Source organism: Streptomyces sp. cmx-18-6 (genome assembly GCF_046548915.1).
GTDB lineage: Bacteria > Actinomycetota > Actinomycetes > Streptomycetales > Streptomycetaceae > Streptomyces.
The window spans coordinates 196,912-215,677 of record NZ_JAEBEP010000004.1; the positions used below are offsets into that span (position 1 = coordinate 196,912).

At 70.6% G+C, this 18,766-nt stretch carries 23 protein-coding genes and 1 pseudogene; 9 read left to right on the top strand and 15 right to left on the bottom strand.

Annotated elements, in window-relative coordinates; translation table 11 throughout:
• Positions 1–26: 26 nt before the first annotated feature.
• The 3 genes from ACLJPL_RS11600 to ACLJPL_RS11610 all read left to right on the top strand — a co-directional run bounded on the left by ACLJPL_RS11600 (position 27) and on the right by ACLJPL_RS11610 (position 2,314).
• Positions 27–581, top strand: a complete 555-nt coding sequence (locus ACLJPL_RS11600; protein WP_411080678.1) for a hypothetical protein — start codon at positions 27–29, stop codon at positions 579–581.
• A 119-nt stretch (positions 582–700) separates the two neighbouring features.
• Positions 701–1,417 carry a peptidoglycan-binding domain-containing protein gene (locus tag ACLJPL_RS11605; protein WP_411080679.1) on the top strand — a complete coding sequence of 239 codons (717 nt, stop codon included), beginning with the start codon at positions 701–703 and terminating at the stop codon, positions 1,415–1,417.
• A 270-nt stretch (positions 1,418–1,687) separates the two neighbouring features.
• Complete coding sequence (locus ACLJPL_RS11610) at positions 1,688–2,314, top strand: YceI family protein (RefSeq protein ID WP_411080680.1); 627 nt, start codon at positions 1,688–1,690, stop codon at positions 2,312–2,314.
• Between the two features lie 189 nt (positions 2,315–2,503).
• On the opposite strand, the gene ACLJPL_RS11615 is transcribed toward ACLJPL_RS11610, so the two are convergent.
• The 7 genes from ACLJPL_RS11615 to ACLJPL_RS11645 all read right to left on the bottom strand — a co-directional run bounded on the left by ACLJPL_RS11615 (position 2,504) and on the right by ACLJPL_RS11645 (position 9,198).
• Positions 2,504–3,523, bottom strand: coding sequence for an ABC transporter permease subunit (locus ACLJPL_RS11615; RefSeq protein WP_411080681.1), 1,020 nt, complete (start codon positions 3,521–3,523; stop codon positions 2,504–2,506).
• Positions 3,520–4,425, bottom strand: a complete 906-nt coding sequence (locus tag ACLJPL_RS11620; RefSeq protein WP_411080682.1) for an ABC transporter ATP-binding protein — start codon at positions 4,423–4,425, stop codon at positions 3,520–3,522. Before ACLJPL_RS11620 ends, ACLJPL_RS11615 begins: the two co-directional genes overlap by 4 nt.
• 7 nt (positions 4,426–4,432) lie before the next feature.
• Positions 4,433–4,837, bottom strand: a complete 405-nt coding sequence (locus ACLJPL_RS11625; protein WP_411080683.1) for a GntR family transcriptional regulator — start codon at positions 4,835–4,837, stop codon at positions 4,433–4,435.
• A 169-nt stretch (positions 4,838–5,006) separates the two neighbouring features.
• Positions 5,007–6,047, bottom strand: coding sequence for an iron-siderophore ABC transporter substrate-binding protein (locus ACLJPL_RS11630; protein ID WP_411080684.1), 1,041 nt, complete (start codon positions 6,045–6,047; stop codon positions 5,007–5,009).
• 124 nt (positions 6,048–6,171) lie between these two features.
• Positions 6,172–7,038 carry an ABC transporter ATP-binding protein gene (locus tag ACLJPL_RS11635; protein ID WP_411080685.1) on the bottom strand — a complete coding sequence of 289 codons (867 nt, stop codon included), beginning with the start codon at positions 7,036–7,038 and terminating at the stop codon, positions 6,172–6,174.
• 1 nt (position 7,039) lies between these two features.
• Positions 7,040–8,116: a FecCD family ABC transporter permease gene (locus ACLJPL_RS11640; protein WP_411080686.1), complete on the bottom strand. Its 1,077-nt coding sequence runs from the start codon at positions 8,114–8,116 to the stop codon at positions 7,040–7,042.
• Positions 8,113–9,198 (bottom strand): FecCD family ABC transporter permease, encoded by a 1,086-nt coding sequence (locus tag ACLJPL_RS11645; RefSeq protein WP_411080687.1) that lies wholly within the window; start codon positions 9,196–9,198, stop codon positions 8,113–8,115. The genes ACLJPL_RS11640 and ACLJPL_RS11645 overlap by 4 nt, the downstream gene beginning before the upstream one ends.
• Before the next feature lie 248 nt (positions 9,199–9,446).
• On the opposite strand from ACLJPL_RS11645, the gene ACLJPL_RS11650 reads away from it, so the two are divergent.
• Positions 9,447–10,019 carry an MSMEG_1061 family FMN-dependent PPOX-type flavoprotein gene (locus ACLJPL_RS11650; protein ID WP_411080688.1) on the top strand — a complete coding sequence of 191 codons (573 nt, stop codon included), beginning with the start codon at positions 9,447–9,449 and terminating at the stop codon, positions 10,017–10,019.
• 47 nt (positions 10,020–10,066) lie between these two features.
• Here the strand turns inward: ACLJPL_RS11650 and ACLJPL_RS11655 are convergent, their stop codons facing one another.
• The 3 genes from ACLJPL_RS11655 to ACLJPL_RS11665 form a co-directional block, all read right to left on the bottom strand.
• Positions 10,067–10,558 carry a GNAT family N-acetyltransferase gene (locus ACLJPL_RS11655; protein WP_411080689.1) on the bottom strand — a complete coding sequence of 164 codons (492 nt, stop codon included), beginning with the start codon at positions 10,556–10,558 and terminating at the stop codon, positions 10,067–10,069.
• Between the two features lie 69 nt (positions 10,559–10,627).
• On the bottom strand, positions 10,628–11,062 hold the full coding sequence (locus tag ACLJPL_RS11660; protein ID WP_411080690.1) for a VOC family protein: 435 nt from the start codon (positions 11,060–11,062) through the stop codon (positions 10,628–10,630).
• Between the two features lie 102 nt (positions 11,063–11,164).
• Entirely contained in the window at positions 11,165–11,947 is a 783-nt protein-coding gene (locus ACLJPL_RS11665) for a phosphotransferase enzyme family protein (protein WP_411080691.1), read from the bottom strand.
• A gap of 271 nt (positions 11,948–12,218) precedes the next feature.
• On the opposite strand from ACLJPL_RS11665, the gene ACLJPL_RS11670 reads away from it, so the two are divergent.
• Positions 12,219–12,701, top strand: coding sequence for a hypothetical protein (locus ACLJPL_RS11670; RefSeq protein ID WP_411080692.1), 483 nt, complete (start codon positions 12,219–12,221; stop codon positions 12,699–12,701).
• On the opposite strand, the gene ACLJPL_RS11675 is transcribed toward ACLJPL_RS11670, so the two are convergent.
• Positions 12,678–13,268 (bottom strand): TlpA family protein disulfide reductase, encoded by a 591-nt coding sequence (locus ACLJPL_RS11675; protein ID WP_411080693.1) that lies wholly within the window; start codon positions 13,266–13,268, stop codon positions 12,678–12,680. The genes ACLJPL_RS11670 and ACLJPL_RS11675 overlap by 24 nt on opposite strands.
• A 147-nt stretch (positions 13,269–13,415) precedes the next feature.
• Between ACLJPL_RS11675 and ACLJPL_RS11680 the strand changes: the two are divergent.
• Both ACLJPL_RS11680 and ACLJPL_RS11685 read left to right on the top strand, forming a co-directional pair.
• A pseudogene (locus tag ACLJPL_RS11680) lies at positions 13,416–13,643 on the top strand (hypothetical protein); the annotation flags it as partial.
• A 192-nt stretch (positions 13,644–13,835) separates the two neighbouring features.
• Complete coding sequence (locus ACLJPL_RS11685; protein WP_411080694.1) at positions 13,836–14,372, top strand: hypothetical protein; 537 nt, start codon at positions 13,836–13,838, stop codon at positions 14,370–14,372.
• Positions 14,373–14,384: 12 nt separating this feature from the next.
• Here the strand turns inward: ACLJPL_RS11685 and ACLJPL_RS11690 are convergent, their stop codons facing one another.
• On the bottom strand, positions 14,385–14,756 hold the full coding sequence (locus ACLJPL_RS11690; RefSeq protein WP_411080695.1) for a cupin domain-containing protein: 372 nt from the start codon (positions 14,754–14,756) through the stop codon (positions 14,385–14,387).
• Positions 14,757–14,900: 144 nt separating this feature from the next.
• Between ACLJPL_RS11690 and ACLJPL_RS11695 the strand changes: the two genes are divergently transcribed.
• Entirely contained in the window at positions 14,901–15,731 is an 831-nt protein-coding gene (locus ACLJPL_RS11695; protein WP_411080696.1) for an AraC family transcriptional regulator, read from the top strand.
• Positions 15,732–15,739: 8 nt separating this feature from the next.
• Here ACLJPL_RS11695 and ACLJPL_RS11700 read toward each other — a convergent pair whose 3' ends face one another.
• The gene (locus ACLJPL_RS11700) at positions 15,740–16,450 is read right to left on the bottom strand and encodes a haloacid dehalogenase type II (protein WP_411080697.1); all 711 of its coding nucleotides are present in this window, start codon (positions 16,448–16,450) and stop codon (positions 15,740–15,742) included.
• A 158-nt stretch (positions 16,451–16,608) separates the two neighbouring features.
• On the opposite strand from ACLJPL_RS11700, the gene ACLJPL_RS11705 reads away from it, so the two are divergent.
• A complete protein-coding gene (locus tag ACLJPL_RS11705; RefSeq protein ID WP_411080698.1) occupies positions 16,609–17,220 on the top strand; it encodes a CGNR zinc finger domain-containing protein in 612 nt (203 codons plus the stop codon).
• Between the two features lie 51 nt (positions 17,221–17,271).
• On the opposite strand, the gene ACLJPL_RS11710 is transcribed toward ACLJPL_RS11705, so the two are convergent.
• Together ACLJPL_RS11710 and ACLJPL_RS11715 are read right to left on the bottom strand one after the other, a co-directional pair.
• The gene (locus tag ACLJPL_RS11710) at positions 17,272–18,261 is read right to left on the bottom strand and encodes an NAD(P)/FAD-dependent oxidoreductase (protein ID WP_411080699.1); all 990 of its coding nucleotides are present in this window, start codon (positions 18,259–18,261) and stop codon (positions 17,272–17,274) included.
• Between the two features lie 80 nt (positions 18,262–18,341).
• Positions 18,342–18,755 carry an ATP-binding protein gene (locus tag ACLJPL_RS11715; protein ID WP_411080700.1) on the bottom strand — a complete coding sequence of 138 codons (414 nt, stop codon included), beginning with the start codon at positions 18,753–18,755 and terminating at the stop codon, positions 18,342–18,344.
• Positions 18,756–18,766: the final 11 nt, after the last annotated feature.

An 18,766-nucleotide genomic window follows, 5' to 3' on the forward strand; every position in this document is an offset into this window, starting at 1 on the left:
AGCCCGCCGCGTCGAGAGTGCAGGCCATGCCCGATCAGGACACCAGGAGCAGGGCCGACCGATGCCTGGCAGCGGTGGAGGCAGCGCCGGCCGCGCTCTACCAGATCCTGCATCGGTCCGTTCTCAGGATTTTCGAGCGGGGACGGAGATCGCCGATATTCGACGTGGACACGACCGCGTGGATTCGGCAGGCCCAGCGGGGTGAGAGCGATCCCGAAGAGGCTTTCGACATGTTCCGCCACTCGGCCGAGTGCTGGGCCCTTATGACCGGCTTCGGGATCATGGCCGGAATGCTGTTGGACTACCTCTTCGGCGTCTCGTTCGACCTTGTGGTCACGCTCGTCCTCTCGACAGGTCCCGCGTTCGCTCTGATGTCCGGTGTCGACGCGCTGAGGGCCAGGTCGGAGCAGAGGCGGACCACCAGGACGGTGAGGTCGAAGAAGGGGAAGGGAAGGAAGCAGACGAGAAGGGCGCGGATGCTGAAGGAGCGTACCTACACTCCCCTTTCCCACCGGTGGCTCGTCCTCGTCGCGGGTGTCGCCCTGCTGACGCCGATCTGGCTGTCGATCTTCTTCGCCTGAGTCGACTGACGACCGCACCCGGTAAGGGTGAACGCTCGAACAAAATACCAGGGCCGCCGCCAATCACCCTTCCGTCCAGCATTCTTGACTTACCCTCCGGACCATCGGAACCGTGCCTTATGCGCACGTACAGAATTCCCCGCGTCCCCCACCGCCTGCTCGTGGCGACGGCGGCCGCCGGCCTGCTGCTCACCCTCCCCGGAGCGGCCCACGCCTCACCCACCCCGCCCGGATCCGACTCCGGAGCCGGGTCCGGGTCCGCCGATACGGCCGACGCTCCCGGCGCTGACGGCCTGCGCGCCTTCCAGCAGCAGTACGGGCTCACCCCCACCGGCCTCGTGGACACCGCGACCGCCCACCTCCTCAAGGTCGCCCCGGACAGCGAACTGCGGGCGCATTTCGCCGACCCGTCCGACCTCGGCCCGGAACAGCTCGCCCACGCGCGGACCGTCATCGGCGTCGGGAAGGGGGCGGACATCTCCGAGCAGGGGCAGGTGATCGCCCTGATGACGGCCATGCAGGAGTCGAAGTTCGTCAACTACACGAAGCCGGTCGACCACGACTCGCTCGGCATCTTCCAGCAGCGCCCGAGCATGGGGTGGGGCACGGCGAAGCAGATCACCCACGTCCCGACCTCGTCGAAGTCCTTCTACGGGCTGCCCTCGCCGACGAGCAACCCGGGGCTGCTCCAGATCGACGGCTGGGAGTCGATGGACCCGGGCGCGGCGTGCCAGGCGGTGCAGCGGTCCGCGCATCCCGACCGGTACGCGCAGTGGGAGCAGTTCGCCCGCGACCTGCTGGAGCGGGAAGGGCCGACAGTCGACCCGATCGCCTGACCGCAGGACCGCACGACCGCACGACCGCACGACGCGGCTGGCCCGCCCGACCCGCCTGATGGCACGACGGTCCCACCGCCTGATGTGACGGGGCGGGCCCCCTCCACCCCGGGGCGGCCCGCCCCCGCCCCCGCCCCTCCTCGGACCCAATATGTTGAAAGTTGAACAAGACAGAGCTACAGTCAATCTCGTTGAAGATTGAACAACTCGTTCGACGCGTCTGCCGTCCTTCTGTGCCGCACCGCTCGAACACGTCCCCGAGGAGGAGCCATGGCTCTGTTCAACCGCAAGTCGACCGCCGCCACCCCGACCGCCGTCATCGAGGCCCCCGCGGTGGACCCGGCGCTGGCCGCCCTGACCGGCGTCTACACCATCGACCCGGCCCACAGCAGCATCGGCTTCACGGTCCGGCACGCGATGGTCACCAACGTGCGCGGCTCCTTCGGCGAGCACGAGGGCACCCTCACCCTGGACGGCGCCGACCCGGCGAACTCCTCCGCCTCCATCGACGTCAAGATCGCCGGCATCGACACCGGCATCGCGGACCGCGACGGCCACCTGGTCAGCGGCGACTTCTTCGACGCGGAGAGGTTCCCCCTGATGACGTTCCGCTCGACGCGTGCCGAGCAGCTGGGCGGCGACGCGTACCGGATCACCGGCGACCTGACCATCAAGGACGTCACGCGCCCGCTCTCCATCGACCTGGAGTTCAACGGCTCCGCCACCGACGTCTACGGCAACGAGCGCGTCGGCTTCGAGGGCAGCGCCGACATCCTGCGCTCCGACTGGGGCCTGACCTGGAACGCGGCGCTGGAGACGGGCGGGGTCATGGTCAGCGACAAGGTCAAGCTGAACTTCGACATCTCCGCGATCAAGGCCGCCGCCCCGCAGGCGTGAGCGGATCCCGCTCCGGGCCCGCCGGCCCCGCAGGCGTGAGCGCGGGCCGCACGGGACAGCCGTAGAGTCGGGGATGCGGCCGAAGCCAGTTGCGTTGGCTTCGGCCGCATCCTCATGCCGTGCGCTCCGCGCTCGCGGCGCCCGTCGCCTCAGGCGGCGCGCTCCGTTCACCTCAGGCGGCGCGCCCCGTCACCTCAGGCGGCGGCGCAACCACCAGGCGCAGAAGCCGGCGAGCAGGCCGGACAGGGCCAGGAAGACACCGGTCTCGATCCACTGGAAGGCCCAGTAGCGATCGGCCGGCTGGTAGGCCACCTCCACATGGAGGTCCGACTCGGCGAAGCAGCCCATGGGTTCGACCTCGCGCAGGGCACAGCCCTCCGCGCCCCGGACCTCCTGGCCCGCCGCGTCGCGGACCGGGACGTCACCGGAGGTCACCCATGCGCCGGCCCTCGCCAGGCCCACCTTCAACTGCGCGGTGTCACCGTCGCCCGTGAGCATGATCTGCCGGGCGCCCCACACTCCCCCGGCGTCCGAGGCCGAGGAGGGGGCGGCGAGCGAGCTGAGGGCGACGTCCGTGCGCTCCGGGGTCATGTAGTGCGGGCGGAGCACGTACGGCACGAGGACCTGGACCGCGATGAACAGCGCGAGCGTGGCGGCCATCGCGGGGACCGTCCTGCGGATCAGCAGTCCGGCGGCGGCCCCGGCCGTGAAGGCGAAGGCCGCGTACGCGAGCGGGACGACGCCCCGGCCGTCGAAGAGCAGAGGCGTGAAGCGGTCGCTGTTGACCTGGTCGAGCGGCGACGCCCACCAGGTCACCATGGCGCTGAGCAGCCCCGTGACGGCCACCGCGGCCAGTCCGACCGCGGCGAGTTTCACGACGAGCCAGCGCGTGCGGCTGATGCTCTGGTTCCAGATCAGCCGGTGGGTGCCGGTCTCCAGCTCCCGGGCGATCAAGGGGGCTCCCCAGAAGATGCCCATGAGGCCGGGGGCGGCGATCAGGAGGCCGGTGACGAAGTAGGACAGGACGTCGTACTGGGTGACGAACGCGTTCCTCGCCGAACCGCAGTCGGCCCCGCAGCCGGCGACGGTGCTGTCGTACGTGTCCCGGATCTGCGTTCCGGTGATCAGGAGCGCCGCGGCGACCGCGACGAGCGCGGCGAGGGCCACGATCGCCTGGACGCGGTACTGACGCCAGGTGAGCCAGATCATCGCTGCGCCTCCTGTGCGGACCGGTGGGCGGCGGAGGCCGGGGCGGGGGCCCTGCCCTCGGCCATGTACGTGAGCACCAGGTCCTCCAGGTCGAGGGGTTCCAGAATCCAGCCGGGATCGTGGACGGGGGTTTCGGCCCGCACGATGAAGGTGCTCTGCCGTTCGGTGTGCGTGGCCTGGAGCACCCGCATCCCTGCCGGCAGGCTCTCCGCCTCACGGCGCGCGGTGGTGAGGCGGAAGTGGCTGCCGAGCAGGTCGTCGACGTCCCCGGCGACCTGGACCCGGGAGGCGACCAGGGACACGAGGTGGTCGCAGACCCGTTCCAGGTCGGAGACCAGGTGCGAGGAGAGGATGACGGAGGTGCCGTGCTCGGCGACGTACTCCATCAGCCCCTGGAGGAACTCGCGCCGGGCCAGCGGGTCCAGGGCGGCGACCGGCTCGTCCAGGATCAGCAGGTCGGGGCGCTTCGACACGGCCAGGGTCAGGGCGACCTGGGCGCGCTGCCCGCCGGAGAGCCCGCCGACCCGCTGGGCGGGGTCCAGGCCGAGGTCCCGTATGCGCGTCTGCGCCAGCCGGGCGTCCCAGCCGGGGTTGAGGCGGGCCCCGAGCTTCAGGTGGTCGGCGACGGAGAGCCCGGCGTACGTGGGCGTGTCCTGGGCGACGAAGCCGACGCGGGCCAGCTGTGCCGGGTCGGACGCGGGGCGTCCGCCGAGCACCTCGATGGTGCCGGAGGTCGGGGTGATCAGCCCGCAGGCCAGTTGCAACAGGGTGGACTTTCCGGCCCCGTTGGGGCCGACCAGGCCGACGACGCGACCCGCCGGCACGCTGATGGTGCAGTCCGTGAGCGCCTGGCGGCGGCCGTACCGCTTGCCCAGACCTCTGGCTTCCAGGATGACGGTCATGGTGCGGTCATCGCTCCTCTTCGGTGGATGGGGGTTCGGAGTGCGTGCGGAAGGTGCTCAGGAACAACGCCTCGATGCTCTCCTCGTCCAGACCGGCGCTCCGGGCCCGGTCCAGCCAGTGGCGCAGCTCCTGCCGCAGGGGCTCGTGCTCGGACAGGGACGCGTCGCTGAGGGTGCTGGACACGAAGGTGCCGACGCCGGGCTTCTTGGTGACCAGGCCCTCGTACTCCAGCTCGCGGTATGCCTTGAGCACGGTGTTGGGGTTGATCGCCACCTTGGCCGCGACCTCCTTGACCGTGGGCAGCCGATCCCCCTCGAAAAGCAGGCCGAGCCGCATGGCCCGCCGCACCTGGTGGACGAGTTGCAGGTACGGCGAGACGCCGGACCGGGCATCGAGGTGAAACTCGATCACCGTCTCCTCTATTCATCTAGGTTGCTAGCACTATAGGACTCTAGCTACTGAGTGTCTGTCAACTGCCCGCCGGACGCGGGCGCCTACGAAACCAGCCGCAGAGCATACGAAAAGGGCGGCACGGATGTGCCGCCCTCTCCTGCCGCCCCGCCCTGCGGGTCGGGAACTCCTACTTCTTGACCTTCTCCGCGAACAGCGGCACGACCTTCTCCAGGGCGTACGAGACGGAGAGCACGGAGTCCGTGGCGAACGCCTGGGAGATGCCCTGGTCGTCGAAGACCAGGGAGTGCCCGGCCTTCACCGCGGGGACCGCCTTGTACAGCGGGTCGTCGCCGATGTCCTTGGCGGGGATGCCGATCGGGGTCATCACGACGAGGTCGGCGTCGAGGAGATCCAGGTTCTCCTTGGAGACGGGGACGGAGAAGCCCTCGCCGGCCTTGGCCTCGATGGCCGGGTTGTTCGTGAAGCCGAGGCGCTCGACGAAGTCGACCCGGCCGGTGCCGCCGACGTACGCGCCGTATCCCTCGGACGTGCGCGAGCCGAGCGTGATCGTGGCGTCCTTGAACTCGGGGTGCGCCTTCGCGGCCGCCTCGAACTTCTTCCCGGTCTCCGCGATGAGCTCCTTGCCCTTGTCGGGCACGCCCATGGCGGCGGCGATCATCGTGGTCTGCTGCTCCCACGAGATCTTGTACTGGTCGCCGCCCTTCGGCACGCCCACGGTCGGGGCGATCTTCTTCAGGGTGTCGTAACGCGTCTGGTCGCCACTGGACTTGGTGTCCAGGATGAGGTCCGGCTGAAGGGAGGCGATCTTCTCGAACTCCGGCTCCAGCGTGCCGATGAGCTGCGGGCTCTTGTCGTACATGCCCTTGGCCCAGGGGCCGACGCCGTCGCCGCCGAACGGCAGCCAGTCGCTCGCCCCGACCGGCTGGCCGCCGAGCGCGAGGACCGTCTCGGCGTCGCCCCAGCCGAGCGCCACGATCCGCTTGGGCTGCTTGTCGACGGTGACCTCGCCGAACTTCGTCGCGACCTTGGCGGGGAAGGCGCCCTCGGACGCGCCGCCGGAGGCGGAGGGGGACGAGGAGGTGTCGGAGTCGTCCGACGAGCCGCAGGCGGTCACGCCGACGAGCAGGGCGGCGACGGCGGCGGCCAGCAGGGCGGGGGTGCGGCGGGAGCGCCGGGCGCGCGGGGCGCGGGAAGCGGAAGCGTTCATACCCATGAGGTTAGCCTCACCTAATGACAACGGTGCCATCGGGCGGCACGTGAGGCGCGTGGGGCACGTCCGGGCCCCGGCCCGGATCCGCGTGGCCGCCGCCGGCCCCGCGCTGCCGCCCGGGTCAGGCCACCGGTCCCTTCACATGGTGGCGGCCCAGCGGCACCACCATCGGGGTGGCCGACGCCGGGTCCTCGATCACCGAGCAGCGCATCCCGAAGACCTCGCCGACCAGCTCCTCGGTCACGATGTCGACCGGCCGCCCCTCCGCCAGGATCCGCCCCTCCTTCATGGCGATCATGTGGTCCGCGTACCGGCAGGCCAGGTTGAGGTCGTGCAGGACGGCCACCATGGTGACGCCGCGTTCCCGGTTGAGGTCGGTGAGCAGGTCCAGGACGTCGAGCTGGTGGCTGGCGTCCAGGAAGGTGGTCGGCTCGTCGAGCAGCAGGATGTCCGTACGCTGCGCCAGGGCCATCGCGATCCACACCCGCTGGCGCTGTCCGCCCGAGAGCTCGTCCACCGGCCGGTCGGCCAGTTCCAGTACGTCGGTGGAGAGCAGCGCCCGCGCGACCGCCTCGTCGTCCTCGGCGGACCAGCGGCGGAACCAGCCCTGGTGCGGGTAGCGGCCGCGCCCGACCAGGTCGGAGACGGTGATGCCCTCGGGCGCCGTGGGGCTCTGCGGCAGGATCCCGAGCACGGAGGCGACCTCCTTGGTCGGCATCTCCTGGATGGACCGGCCGTCCAGGAGCACCGCCCCGGCGGAGGGCGCGAGCAGCCGGGCCATGGCCCGCAGCAGGGTGGACTTCCCGCAGGCGTTGGGGCCGACGATGACCGTGATCCGGCCGGGCGGAACGGTCACGCTCAGACCGGCGACGATCTCCCGGTCGCCGTAGCCGAGCCGGACGTCCCGGGCTTCCAGAGTGTGCTCAGCCACGACCGGGCCACGCCTTTCGTTGTCGTCCTGCGTCTCGTTCTTCTCGTACGCCGTCATCTCAGCCCCCGCCGCCCACGCGGTTGGCGCGGGCCAGGAGCAGGAGCAGGTACGGCGCGCCGATGATGCTGGTGACCACGCCCACCGGCAACTGGACGGAGGGCAGCATGTGCTGGGCCCCGAAGTCCGCGACGAGGACCAGCAGCGCGCCGGTCAGGGCCGCGTGCGGGAGCGCCGCGCCCCGCCCCGGGACCAGGCGGCGGGCGATCGGCGCGGCGACGAAGGCCACGAACCCGACCGGTCCGGCCGCCGCCGTGGCGACCCCGGCCAGTGCGGTGGCGCAGCCGAGCAGGGCGAGCCGGCTGGGCTCCACCCGCGTACCGAGTCCGGCGGCGGCGTCGTCCCCGAGCTGGAGGGGGCGCAGCGCGTGGGCGGCGAGGGCGGTGAGGGGCACGAGGAGGCAGAGCGCGCCGAGCAGCGGCCAGACCTGGCCCCAGGAGCGGCCGTTGAGGCTGCCGGCCAGCCACAGGAAGGCTTCCTGCGCGTCGGCGACGTCCGAGCGGGCCATCACGTACCAGACCACGCTGGACAGGCCCATGCCGACGCCGATCCCGATGAGCACCAGGCGCTGCCCGGCGATGCCCTGCCGCCAGGCGAGCAGGTAGATGGCGGCTCCGGCGGTCATCGAACCGGCCAGGGCGCTCGCGGAGAGGGCGAGCCCGCTGACCTGGAAGAGGAGGGCGGAGGCGACGGCGACGACGCTGGCTCCGGCGCTGATGCCGATGAGGTCCGGGCTGGCGAGGGGGTTGCGCAGCACGGTCTGGAAGACGCCTCCGGAGAGCCCGAACGCGGTGCCGACGAGGACCGCGAGGAGGGCGCGGGGCAGCCGCAGCTCCAGGATGACGAACCGCGAGCCGCCGTCGCCGCCCCCGAGGAGGGTCTCGACGACCTTCGCCATCGGCATGACCATGTCCCCGACGCTGAGCGAGAGGCCGAACACGGCGACCGCGGCGACGAGCAGGCCCGCCCCCACGAGCACGGAACGCCGGCGCCCCCGACCTCGTACGGCGTGGATCTGCCGTACGGCGTCGGCGAGCGGGTCCGCGGTGGCTTCCTTGCCGACCGGGGCCGCGTTCACAGTTCCACCAGCTTCCTGCGCCGGACCAGCCAGATGAAGGGGATGCAGCCGATGGCGGCGGTGATCACGCCGACCTGCACCTCGCCCGGCCGGGCGATCACCCGGCCGACGACGTCCGCGACGAGCAGCATGATCGGCGCGAGGACCATGCTGTACGGGAGCACCCAGCGGTAGTCGGGCCCGGTGATGAGACGGGCGGCGTGCGGTACGGCGAGGCCGACGAAGCCGATGGGCCCGGCGACGACGGTGGCGGAGCCGCAGAGCACCACCACGGCGAGGGCGGAGACCAGCCGGGCCGCGCCGACCCGCTGGCCGAGACCGCGCGCGAGGTCGTCGCCGAGGGAGAGGGCGTTGAGCTGCGGCCCGAGGGCCAGGGCGAGTACGGCCCCGACGAGGATGAAGGGGGACACCTGCCACAGCACCTCGGAGCTGCGGGCGGTCAGCGCCCCGAGCTGCCAGAACCGGAACTGGTCGTAGCTCCCCCGGTCCTGGAGCAGGATCGCGTTGGTCACCGAGGTGAGGATGGCGCTGGTCGCGGTGCCCGCGAGGGCGAGCTTGACGGGGGTCGCGCCTTCGCGGCCGAGGGAGCCGACCCCGTACACCAGGAGGGCGGCGAGCAGCGCGCCGAGGAAGCCGAACCAGATGAACTGGGTGGCGACGGTGAAGCCGAACAGGGTGATCGAGCAGACGACGGCGACGGACGCGCCGGCGTTGATGCCGAGGAGCTGGGGGTCGGCCAGCGGGTTGCGGGCGACGCCCTGCATGACGGTCCCCGCGAGCCCGAGGGCCGCACCGGCGAGGAGCCCGGCGACGGTGCGGGGGATGCGGACCTCTTGGAGGATGAGGTGGCCCTTGACGGTGAGGTCGGGGTCGAGGACGCCGGGCAGCACCTCGCTGAAGGGCACGTTCCCGGAGCCGACGGCGAGGCTCGCCAGCACGGCGAGCAGGAGTACGGCGAGGGCGGCCAGGAGCCCGAGGGCGAGGACGGGCCGGCTGCGCGAGGGCCGCGCTTCCTTCTTCTGACCCTTCGTGCGGGCCGGTCCCTTCGTCCCCTTCGTGAGCGCGACGGTCGAGCCGTTCACAGCCGGGCCGTTCACAGCCGGGCCGCTCACGGCCGGACCGCCGGGGCGGCCGGGTCGGCGGGAATGCGGTGGTGCACTGTTCTGGTCCCTCACCCTTGCACGTGTAAGCGCCCTCGCGCGCCGACCCGGACGGCCGGTCCCACCCGGGCCACCCCGGCCGGAGAACACGGGGGAGCCCAAAGTAAGGTCACCCTAACAGTGCGGGTCCGCCGCCGCGCTGACGCACCCCACGAAGCACGGAGCCCCCCTTGCCGTACGCCGCCGACACCGCCGCCCCCGCCTCCGGCCCCCCGGCCTCCGGCCCGCTGGCCGGGGCCGTGCCCCTGGGCTCGGCGGACGAGCTGCGCGAGATCCTGGGGACCCCGCACCCGATCGTCATCGACAAGGTGCACGACCGGCTGACCGACGACGACCTGGACCTCCTGGCCCGCTCCCCGTTCTGCGCGGTCTCCACGTCCGACGCGTCCGGCAACTGCGACGTCACCCCGCGCGGCGACGGCCCCGGCTTCACCCACGTACTGGACGCCGGAACCCTCGCCCTGCCCGACCGCCCCGGCAACCGCCGCGCGGACAGCTTCCACAACATCCTGTCCAACCCGCACGTGGGCCTGCTCTATCTGATACCCGGCGCGATGGACGTCCTCCGCGTCAACGGCCGCGCCCGCATCCTCACGGACGCCCCGTTCTTCGACGCGATGGCGGTGAAGGGCCAGCGCCCGAAGCTCGCGATGGTCGTCGAGATCGACGAGATCTTCCGCCACTGCTCGAACGCGCTGCGGCGGTCGGGGGTGTGGGCGTCGGAGACGTGGGAGACGGCGTAGCCGCCGACGTGCGGGCGGGTCACGGAGAGAGCGACCCCCTTACTCACTCACTCCAGCTTGAAGATCAGCTCCGTGACGGTGGCCCGGCGTCCGGGAGCGAATGAGTCCTCGCTGCCGACACGCACGAACCCGGCCCGCTCCAGCACCCGGACGGAGCCGGAATTGTCCTCCACGACCCGGGCGTGGATCGGCCGCTCCGTCACCTCGCCGAGCAGCGCCACGACGGCCGCGGTGGCCACGCCCCGGCCCCACCAGTCCTTGCGGATCCAGTAGGTCAGCTCCGTGTCGCCCTCGATCGGGAAGGTGGCCACGCTGCCGACGACCTCACCGCCGATCTCGATGACCCGGTTGACGACCGCGTCGTCGGCCAGGATCTTCCGGTACTTCTGCCGGAATGCCTCGGCGTCGTGGGCGGTCTTGGCATCGGTGAAGGCCGCAAGCCGCTGAGCGGCCTCGTCGAGCTGGATCTCGAAGAGCGCCGGGATGTCGTCCTCGGTCAGGGGTCGCAGTGAGATGTCCCTGGCCACGCCGTCAGTCATCATGCCTCCGTGTCGAAATGAGCGTCGAGGTCCCCGGGAGACGGCTCCCGTCGCGGTCTCGGAGAGTCCTCAGTCGAGGCAGAACTCGTTGCCCTCGATGTCCTGCATCGTGATGCACGACTCGTTGACGCCATCGGCGCGCTGCGTCAGCACGTGTTTCGCGCCGAGCGCCATCAGCCGTGCGCATTCGGCCTCGAGTGTGGCCAGGCGCTCGTCGCCCACGAGCCCGGCGCCGGCCCGCACACAGAGATGCACCCGGTTCTTGACGACCTTGCCTTCGGGAACTACCTGGAAAAGCAGGCGCGGCCCCACACCCGAGGGATCAGTGCACGCGAAGTAGTTCGCCTGCTCCTCCGGCGGCAGCGAGTGGTGGTACTCCTCCCATGTGGCGAAACCCTCCGGGACCGGTGGTACGACGTACCCCAGCACCTCACACCAGAAGGCGGCGAGACGCGCAGGTTCCGCGCAGTCGAAAGTCACTTGGAACTGCTTGATCGTTGACACCGGCGCACGATAACAGGGGTTCTGCTCATCTCCCTGGGCGGGTGATTCCCCACGTTGTCCGGAGGATGGTCCCTGCCATCCGCTGCTGTACGGAGGACAGGCTCACCCGGCGAGCAGGGCGTGCACCCACTGGTCTTCGCGTCGCTCGATGTATTCGGCGTCATTTCGCCAGATGTCACCGTGGCCTTCGGCCCACAGCCTTGCCCAGGGTTGAACGCCTTGGGCTGTCTGATCTCGCAGGAAGTCGTGCATGGAACGCGTACGGCGTCCCAACAGAGGGACCAACCCACGGCGTTCGGACTCATCGAGACCGTACGCGTCGGCGAACACTCGCAGTCGTTCCGCCGCGTCCGGGCGCTGCCGGTCCGGATGTGCGGACAGCGGGATGAACCCGTGAACGGCGTATGCGACATCCCACAGACGAGAGCCGGGACCTGCTGAGTCCCAGTCGATGAAGGCCCACCGCGTCTCGTCCGCGACCACGAGGTTCCAGGGGGCCAGGTCGTTGTGGGCGATGATGTCGCTGCCCTCGGGAGGGATCAGCGTCTGCCACCGCGCGTCGGACGGGGGCGTGAAGTCCTGCACGGCATCGTGGAATTCGCGGATGAGGCGTGCGACGCGAGCCAGTTGCCGAGCGGGGTCCATCAGCGAGAACCGGTGGGGCCAGACCACGTCTCCCGGCATGAAGGTCAGGACCTCACGTCCTTGATCGTCCATGCCGAGCGGGCGAGGCGCCGCGCCGAATCCCACCTCGTCCAGGTGGGCGAGCAGGGCATGCACGGAGGGAGTCCACGGTCCGGCCGGACGACGGACGGTGTCTCCGATGCGGACGACTCCATCACTGACGTTGCCGCCGGGCAACGGCTGTTCATCATCGCGCTGCATCGAACCAGTGTGTCGGACCAGCTCGCTCTGATCACCTCATTATTGATCCGAAATGCTGTGGTTTCCGGCTCGTTGACGGTGTGTCAGTGCTCTGGTGGGGATGCGCGGGCCTGGTCGCCGGAGCTGGACCCGCGGTGCATGGGGCAGCCGGCCTACCGGCTCCGGATGCATCTCCGCCAAGGGCCGACCCCGCCCACTGCCGACTGCGGGGGCGGTGGGATGATCCAGAGGCGGTTTCCCGCTGCGGGAGACCGCCTCTGGAGGGGAGATCATGAAAGTCACGTTCGGCAAAGCCACATTGGGCAGTGCCCTCTTCTACGCCCTGAACGTCACCGTCAGCTCATCGCTGATCGGCCTGGCCGTCGACAAGGCCCTGGCCTCCTTCGAGGAAGGCCCCTGGGACCCGCTGCTCTACGGCGAGCGCAGCGACCTGATCTTCCCCGCCGCCTGCCTGATCGCCCTGACGGCGGCCCGCTTGTTCCTTCCCCCCGCGCCCCGTTGGAAGGCCGCCATCGTCGACAGCAGCCTCTATCTGCTGCTGCTCCTGGCCTGCTACGGCGCGGTCCTCATGACGGACGGCAGCAACGCGGGCGAGGCGATCGGCGGGGCGTTCTCCGTCGCGCTGCTGGCCATGTTCACCCTCCAGCTCCCCGCCGCCTGGGCTCTGATCGCCTGGACCACCGGCCACCTCGCCACCACCGGGCCCCGCCGGGAGCAGAGCCCGGCCGCGTCACCGGCCGGTGGGCTTCTTTGAGGGCTTCATGGCCCAGGCGGTCATCTCGTCGAGCATTTCGCGGTTGATCGCACCCGATGAGGAGGATGCGATCTTCTGCCGGGCGTCGATGACGAAGGTGTAGGGGACCCCCCGGGACTGGATGATGCCCTTGGGCATGTCGAGGGTGGATTTGCCCAGGGGGTCGTGCAGGTTCGGGTAGGTGACGTCGAAATCCCGGACGAATGCCTTCGAGGCGCCGATGTCGCTTCCGTGATTGATGCCGACCACGACCACCCCCTTGTCCTTCATCGACTTCTCGAAGTCGACGAGCATGGGCGTCTCCAGACGGCACGGCCCGCACCAGAACGCCCAGGCGTTGACCACGACCGTCTTGCCCCGGTAGTCCGACAGTCGAAACGGCTTCCCCTCGACCGTCTTCCCCTTGATATCCGGAACCTTGGGACGGTCCTTCGCATCAATAGTCATCACCCCCCTGTCGGACACGCGGTAGCCGGTCCGCTCCGGCCGGTCCGGCGCCAGGACGGCAAAGGCGACACCGCCCACCACAACGGCAGCCACGGCGGCGGAGACGTAAACACGTTTCACAGGTCAATTCCTCGTTCGGGCAGAAAGCTTGCCGCTCATCCTCTCAACGTTCCCTCCGCCTCCGCGCGTTGGGGTAATGCCCCCAGGGACAGTGCCCCGAGAGCCACCGGGAATTGAGTATGCGGCTGCGCGGCATGGGCGATCATGCGGATATTCCGGGACGCCTGGGAGAACACCAGCAACGTCACCGCCGTGCCCCCGGACTTCTGGTTCGATGCCGCCCAGTACGAAGCCGAACTCGCCAGGGCCGCAGCCGACCGCAGCGGGGAAGAGCCGGTGGACACCATCGCCCGGCTGCTTCATCGGACCCTCGCGGACAGCGGCTGGTTCGAGCGGTGGGGCTGCGTCCTCACGCATGCCTGCCCACGACGCGAGGGAGGAGCAAGCGCGGCAGGAAGCCGACTCAAGGCCGGCCGAGAGCGACTGACGGCGGTCGCCCGCCCCCCTCGGGTCCTCGTCACTCCGTCGACGTAAAAGGTGATGAGCCGCCTCCTCCCGCCGCGTCGGCCCTCTACTGTGCGGACCAACGCCGCGCTGCCCACCGCAGCCCACCTGAGGAGGACACCCGTGTCATCGCCCTATGACCCCGAGCACGCTCCCGCCGGTGATGTGGGCGCAGCCCTCCTGCTGATCGACTCCCGGCTCAAGAGCATTCACTCCGGCAGGACGGAGACCGATCCCGAGGAGAAGGAGTTGATGGACCAGTTCACCGCGTCACTGGGCCCCAAGGGCGCCAATGACGTGCTGGACGGCGCGTGCACGCTCATTTTCATGTTCATGACGTGGCTGCGGAAGGCCCACGAGGAGCACGAGAAGGACGTCATCGAATACGTGGTGCCCACGCTCGTGGCCACGCTGCGCATGATGCCCCGGAGCATTCCGCCCGAGGCCATCCCCACCATGGCCGGCCTGGTCATCGCCGCGGGCACCGGCCTGAGCCCCAACCTCTGGCGGAAGCAGTACGGGCAGTGGACGAAGGCCGAGATGAATCCTCTCGAAGCCACCGCCTTCCTCCTCGCGGAGCACATCAACCGCATCGCCGACGACCCGGACTTCGCCACCCGCCTCATCACCGAAGCCCTGTCCCAGGCCGAAGAGGAGTGACGCGCCGGCTGATCAGCCGAGGTTCTCCGCCGCCTTGGTCATCGGCCCGCCCGCGTCACCCGTGTTCATGGTCCCCGCCGGTTCGAGCAACAGGATCGCGGTCTCCTCCTCCGCCACGGGGCAGTGTTCGACTCCACGGGGAACGACGAACAACTCCCCTGGTTCCAGAGTCACATCGCCGTCCCTGAGCTGGATGATGAGCCGCCCGCTGACGACGAGGAACAACTCATCGGTGTCCTCGTGGGTGTGCCAGACGAACTCCCCCTTCAGTTTGGCCAACTTGACCTCGTAGTCGTTGACCACCGCCACCTTCTTCTGCGACCACAAGTCGCTGAACTGGGCGAACTTCTCAGCGAGATTGACGGGAACGGCTGACGCGGGCATACGGCGTCCTTCCTCGGAAGCGGGTACCGCAAGTACAGGGGAGCAGGTACCGGGCGGGCCTGGCGGGAGCAGCCCCTCAGGCCCTCCAGCCCGGTGTGACGAGCCTGCCGCGCCGCGCCCCGGCGAGTCTTGTACGTTCCTGACATGCCCGCCGCCCGCCCCCGTACGTTCGTCAACGCCTGGAAGCCATCGGTCCCGGGAATCACCGAGGTCTTCCACGCCCACTTCACCGACCACGCGTACCCGGCCCACACCCATGACACATGGGACCTGATGATCCTCGACGAGGGCTCAGTGGACTTCGCGCTCGACCGTCGCCGCCACGGGGCGTCCGGCAGCGCCCACGTCCTCCTGCTGCCTCCCGGCGTGCCCCACGACGGCCGGACCGTCACCGAGTCCGGATTCCGCAAGCGCAACCTCTACCTCGACGACTCCGTACTCCCGCAGCGTCTGGCCGGCCGGGCGGTGGACACTCCGCTCCTCGACGACGCGCTGTTGCGCCACCGGATCGGCCGCCTGCACGCGGCTCTCGTCCGTGCCGAGGACGGGTTCGAGGCCGAATCCCGGCTCTCGTTCGTCCGGGAACGGCTCCACTTCCACCTCGCGGGGCTCCAGCCCCGCCCGCCGGGGCGGGAGGCGAACCGGATCGCCTCCGAGCTCCGACAACTGCTGGACGCACGGACCCGCGCGGGCCTTTCCCTGCACGAGGCCGCGGCCATCCTGCACGCCCACCCCACCCACCTGATCCGCTGCTTCAAGCAGACCTACGGCCTGCCGCCGCACGCCTACCTCACCGGCAAGCGCATCGAACACGCGCGTCGCCTCCTCCTCGACGGTCTGCGACCCGCCGAGGTCGCCACGGCCGTGGGGATGCACGACCAACCCCACCTGAACCGGCACTTCGTACGCCACGTCGGCACCACGCCCGCGCGCTACCAGCGGGCCCGCTCCGGTGCGTACCCGCCCACCCCCTGAACCCGGGCTCAGCCGTGGGCGCGGTCGAGTTGGTCGGCCAGGTGGCCCAAGTCGTCCGCGTACAGGTCGAATCGGTCCGACGGGGAGGGCGGGTCACCGACCGGGCGGGCGACGTAGGCGGTGCGCAGGCCGAGGCGTTGTGCGCCGCGCAGGTCCCAGGCGTGGGCGGCGACCATGAGCAGTCGCTCCGGCGGGCGTCCGGAGACGGTGACGGCCAGCCGGTAGACCGCCGGGTCCGGTTTGTACGTACGGGAGTCCTCGGCCGACAGCGCCTGGTGCCAGCGCAGTCCGGCGTGGGCGTTGAGGCCCAGCAGCGCCGTCCGGCTCGCGTTGGAGAGGCCGATCAGCGGGAACCGCTCCGCGAGCCGGGCGAGCCCCGTCACCGTGTCGGGCCACGGCGGGAGCCGGCGGGCCGACAGCGCGAGCGCCGCCACGGCCGCCGGGTCGTCCACTCCGGCCGCGTCCGCGACGAGCCCGGCCGCCTCCCGGTCGAGCACGTCGCTGGCGACGTAGGGCCGCCCGTCGTCCTCGGCCATACGGCGCTGCTCGCGCTCGATGTGCCGCTGCCACAGCGCCAGGAGCCGATCGACCTCGGCGTCGTCGAGCGAGGGGGCGAGTTCGCGGATGCCGGCCCGGAGACCGGCGGGTTCGTCGACGAGTGTGCCGAGTACGTCGAACACGACCGCGTCGATCTCCAGCTCCGGGATCGCCTTCGGCATGGTTGAGGTCTCCTCCGTGAAGCAGGGGCAGGCAGGTGGCAGGGCACTCCTCGCCCGTACAGCGCTGCGCAGCACCTCGTGTAAGGGTTAAAGTCGCTGTTAGCCGAACGTAGTACGGAGTCCGTCAGGGACGCAAGGGACACAGGGGGGCGCAAGAGATGTACGTCGCGCTGGACGACTACCCCTGGGCGGCGGGGGTCGCGACTGAGCTCGTCAACACCACCGCCGAGGTGTGGCGCGGCGACGACCGCCTCCCCGATCTGGCCGCCCTCATCGCGTTCACCGACCTGCACGACGCCCCCGGCGACCTGTCCCGGCTCGCCCGCCGCGCACGCGGCGCCGACCTCCACGCGGTCCACGCCCTGCGGACGACCGTGCGCGGCCTGATCGACCACCCCGACCGCGACCGCCTCCTGGCCGGAGCCACCACGCTCACCTCGCCCGCCCGGGGCGTCACCCTGGTCCCCGATCCCGCACGCGGGAGCCGCACCCGCTGGGCCCTCCCCCTGAGCGAGGGAGCGACCGTCGCGGACGCCCTCTCGCTGATCTGCGGCGTGGGCGTCCTCGGGGTCGTCCACACCCTCGGCGAGCAGCGTTTCCGCCCGTGCTCCGCGCCCACCTGCCGGGGTGCGTTCATCGACACCACCCGGCCCGGCAGCCGCCGCTACTGCATGCCCGGCCTGTGCGGCAACCGCGTCAACGTCACCAACCACCGCGCCCGCCGAGCGGCGACGCGCGACCGACGCCCCACCTCCGAACAGTCCCCCTGAGCAGGATCGCCGACCGGAGTCCCTGAGCGGGCGCCCGGCCGCCGCCCGCGCTCAACTCCGCCGTACGGCAACCGCGTTACGCGTGTCCTCCGCGATCAGGTCCCCGTTGACCCCCGCCGCCGCGCGAAGGCCCCCGGCGACGGAGCCGACCACCTGTTCCATGAGGCTCGTGACGTTGCCCGCCGCCCAGACGCCGGGCACCTCCGTCGCACCGACCGGGTCGGTCGCGATGTACGTACCGACCACCTCGCCGCCCATCTCCTGCGCGACCGGGACCAGCCCCAGGGATTCGAGGACGGCCGAGCGGGCGGTGAAACGGGCCTGGACCACCAGCGCCTCGCGCGCAACGACCCGGCCGCCCGCCAGGCGTACGCCGGTGAAACGGTCGTCGTCCGCGATCTCCAGGCCCGTCACCTCGCCGTCCACGACGGCCACACCCCGTGCGGCGAGCTGCTCGTACTCCTCGTCCGTGGGCTCAGGTCCGGTGTGGCGGAAGAGCGTCACGTCATCGCTCCACTGCCGCCACATCAGCGCCTGATGTACGGAGAGGGGGCCGACGCCCAACACCCCGATCGGGCGGTCCGCCACCTCGCGGCCGTGGCAGTACGGGCAGTGCAGCACCTCCCGCCCCCAGCGCTCCGCCAGGCCGGGCACGGGCGGCAACTCGTCGACGAGCCCCGTCGTCACCAGCAGCCTGCGCGCCTCCACCGCGGAACCGTCCTCCGTCACCACCCGGAAGCCCCGCTCCCCCGGCAGCCGCTCCGCCGACAGCACCCGGCCCTCGACGATCTCCGCGCCGTACCCGGCGGCCTCGCCCCGGCCGATCGCCAGCAGTTCGCCGGGCGGGGTGGATTCGCGCCCCAGGTAGTTGTGCACGTGGGACGCGGGGGCGTTACGGGGCTCCCCCGCGTCGATCACCAGCACCGAGCGCCGGGCCCTCGCCAGGGTCAGCGCCCCGCTCAGGCCGGCCGCCCCGCCGCCCACGATCACCACGTCGTACCGCTGCTGCTTCATGTCGCTCACGTCCGTCCTGCTCGCCATGCGGACCACCTCCGGTCCATGGCGGAGAGGGTGCGCTCAGGACAGCCGCAGCGACAACTATGTTTGCCGAAGCGGCAAGGTCACTCCGTCGCGAACTCGCACCACACGACCTTGCCGGGGTTCCGCTCCATCACGCCCCACTTGTCCGCCAGCGCCTCGACCAGCAGCAGCCCCCTGCCTCCCTCGTCCTCGGGGCTCGGGTGAGTGGGCGACTGGCAGACCTCACCGCCGCCGCTGTCGTGCAGCTCGACCCGGATCATGCTCTCCAGTCGCTCCAGGTAGATGTGCACCTTGAAGCCACGCCCCGGCGGCACGCCGTGGCGAAGGGCGTTGGTCGCCAGTTCGGTTACGCAGAGCAGCACGTCGTCGGCGCGCTTCTCGCACTCCCAGTCGATCAGCGTCTTGCGGGCGAACCTGCGTACGACCGGGATCGACCTGCGCTCACGGCAGTAGAAAGCCTGTCGGAAATACGGGAGTTGGGTTGTCTCGTTCATGCTTCGACGCT

Bases quoted from the DNA above. Each gene is read 5' to 3' on its own strand.
- ACLJPL_RS11600 (WP_411080678.1), top strand. From the start codon at position 27: ATGCCCGATCAGGACACCAGGAGCAGGGCCGACCGATGCCTGGCAGCG.
- ACLJPL_RS11605 (WP_411080679.1), top strand. From the start codon at position 701: ATGCGCACGTACAGAATTCCCCGCGTCCCCCACCGCCTGCTCGTGGCG.
- ACLJPL_RS11610 (WP_411080680.1), top strand. From the start codon at position 1,688: ATGGCTCTGTTCAACCGCAAGTCGACCGCCGCCACCCCGACCGCCGTC.
- ACLJPL_RS11615 (WP_411080681.1), bottom strand. From the start codon at position 3,523: ATGATCTGGCTCACCTGGCGTCAGTACCGCGTCCAGGCGATCGTGGCC.
- ACLJPL_RS11620 (WP_411080682.1), bottom strand. From the start codon at position 4,425: ATGACCGTCATCCTGGAAGCCAGAGGTCTGGGCAAGCGGTACGGCCGC.
- ACLJPL_RS11630 (WP_411080684.1), bottom strand. From the start codon at position 6,047: ATGAACGCTTCCGCTTCCCGCGCCCCGCGCGCCCGGCGCTCCCGCCGC.
- ACLJPL_RS11635 (WP_411080685.1), bottom strand. From the start codon at position 7,038: ATGACGGCGTACGAGAAGAACGAGACGCAGGACGACAACGAAAGGCGT.
- ACLJPL_RS11655 (WP_411080689.1), bottom strand. From the start codon at position 10,558: ATGACTGACGGCGTGGCCAGGGACATCTCACTGCGACCCCTGACCGAG.
- ACLJPL_RS11665 (WP_411080691.1), bottom strand. From the start codon at position 11,947: ATGCAGCGCGATGATGAACAGCCGTTGCCCGGCGGCAACGTCAGTGAT.
- ACLJPL_RS11670 (WP_411080692.1), top strand. From the start codon at position 12,219: ATGAAAGTCACGTTCGGCAAAGCCACATTGGGCAGTGCCCTCTTCTAC.
- ACLJPL_RS11690 (WP_411080695.1), bottom strand. From the start codon at position 14,756: ATGCCCGCGTCAGCCGTTCCCGTCAATCTCGCTGAGAAGTTCGCCCAG.
- ACLJPL_RS11695 (WP_411080696.1), top strand. From the start codon at position 14,901: ATGCCCGCCGCCCGCCCCCGTACGTTCGTCAACGCCTGGAAGCCATCG.
- ACLJPL_RS11700 (WP_411080697.1), bottom strand. From the start codon at position 16,450: ATGCCGAAGGCGATCCCGGAGCTGGAGATCGACGCGGTCGTGTTCGAC.
- ACLJPL_RS11705 (WP_411080698.1), top strand. From the start codon at position 16,609: ATGTACGTCGCGCTGGACGACTACCCCTGGGCGGCGGGGGTCGCGACT.
- ACLJPL_RS11710 (WP_411080699.1), bottom strand. From the start codon at position 18,261: ATGGCGAGCAGGACGGACGTGAGCGACATGAAGCAGCAGCGGTACGAC.
- ACLJPL_RS11715 (WP_411080700.1), bottom strand. From the start codon at position 18,755: ATGAACGAGACAACCCAACTCCCGTATTTCCGACAGGCTTTCTACTGC.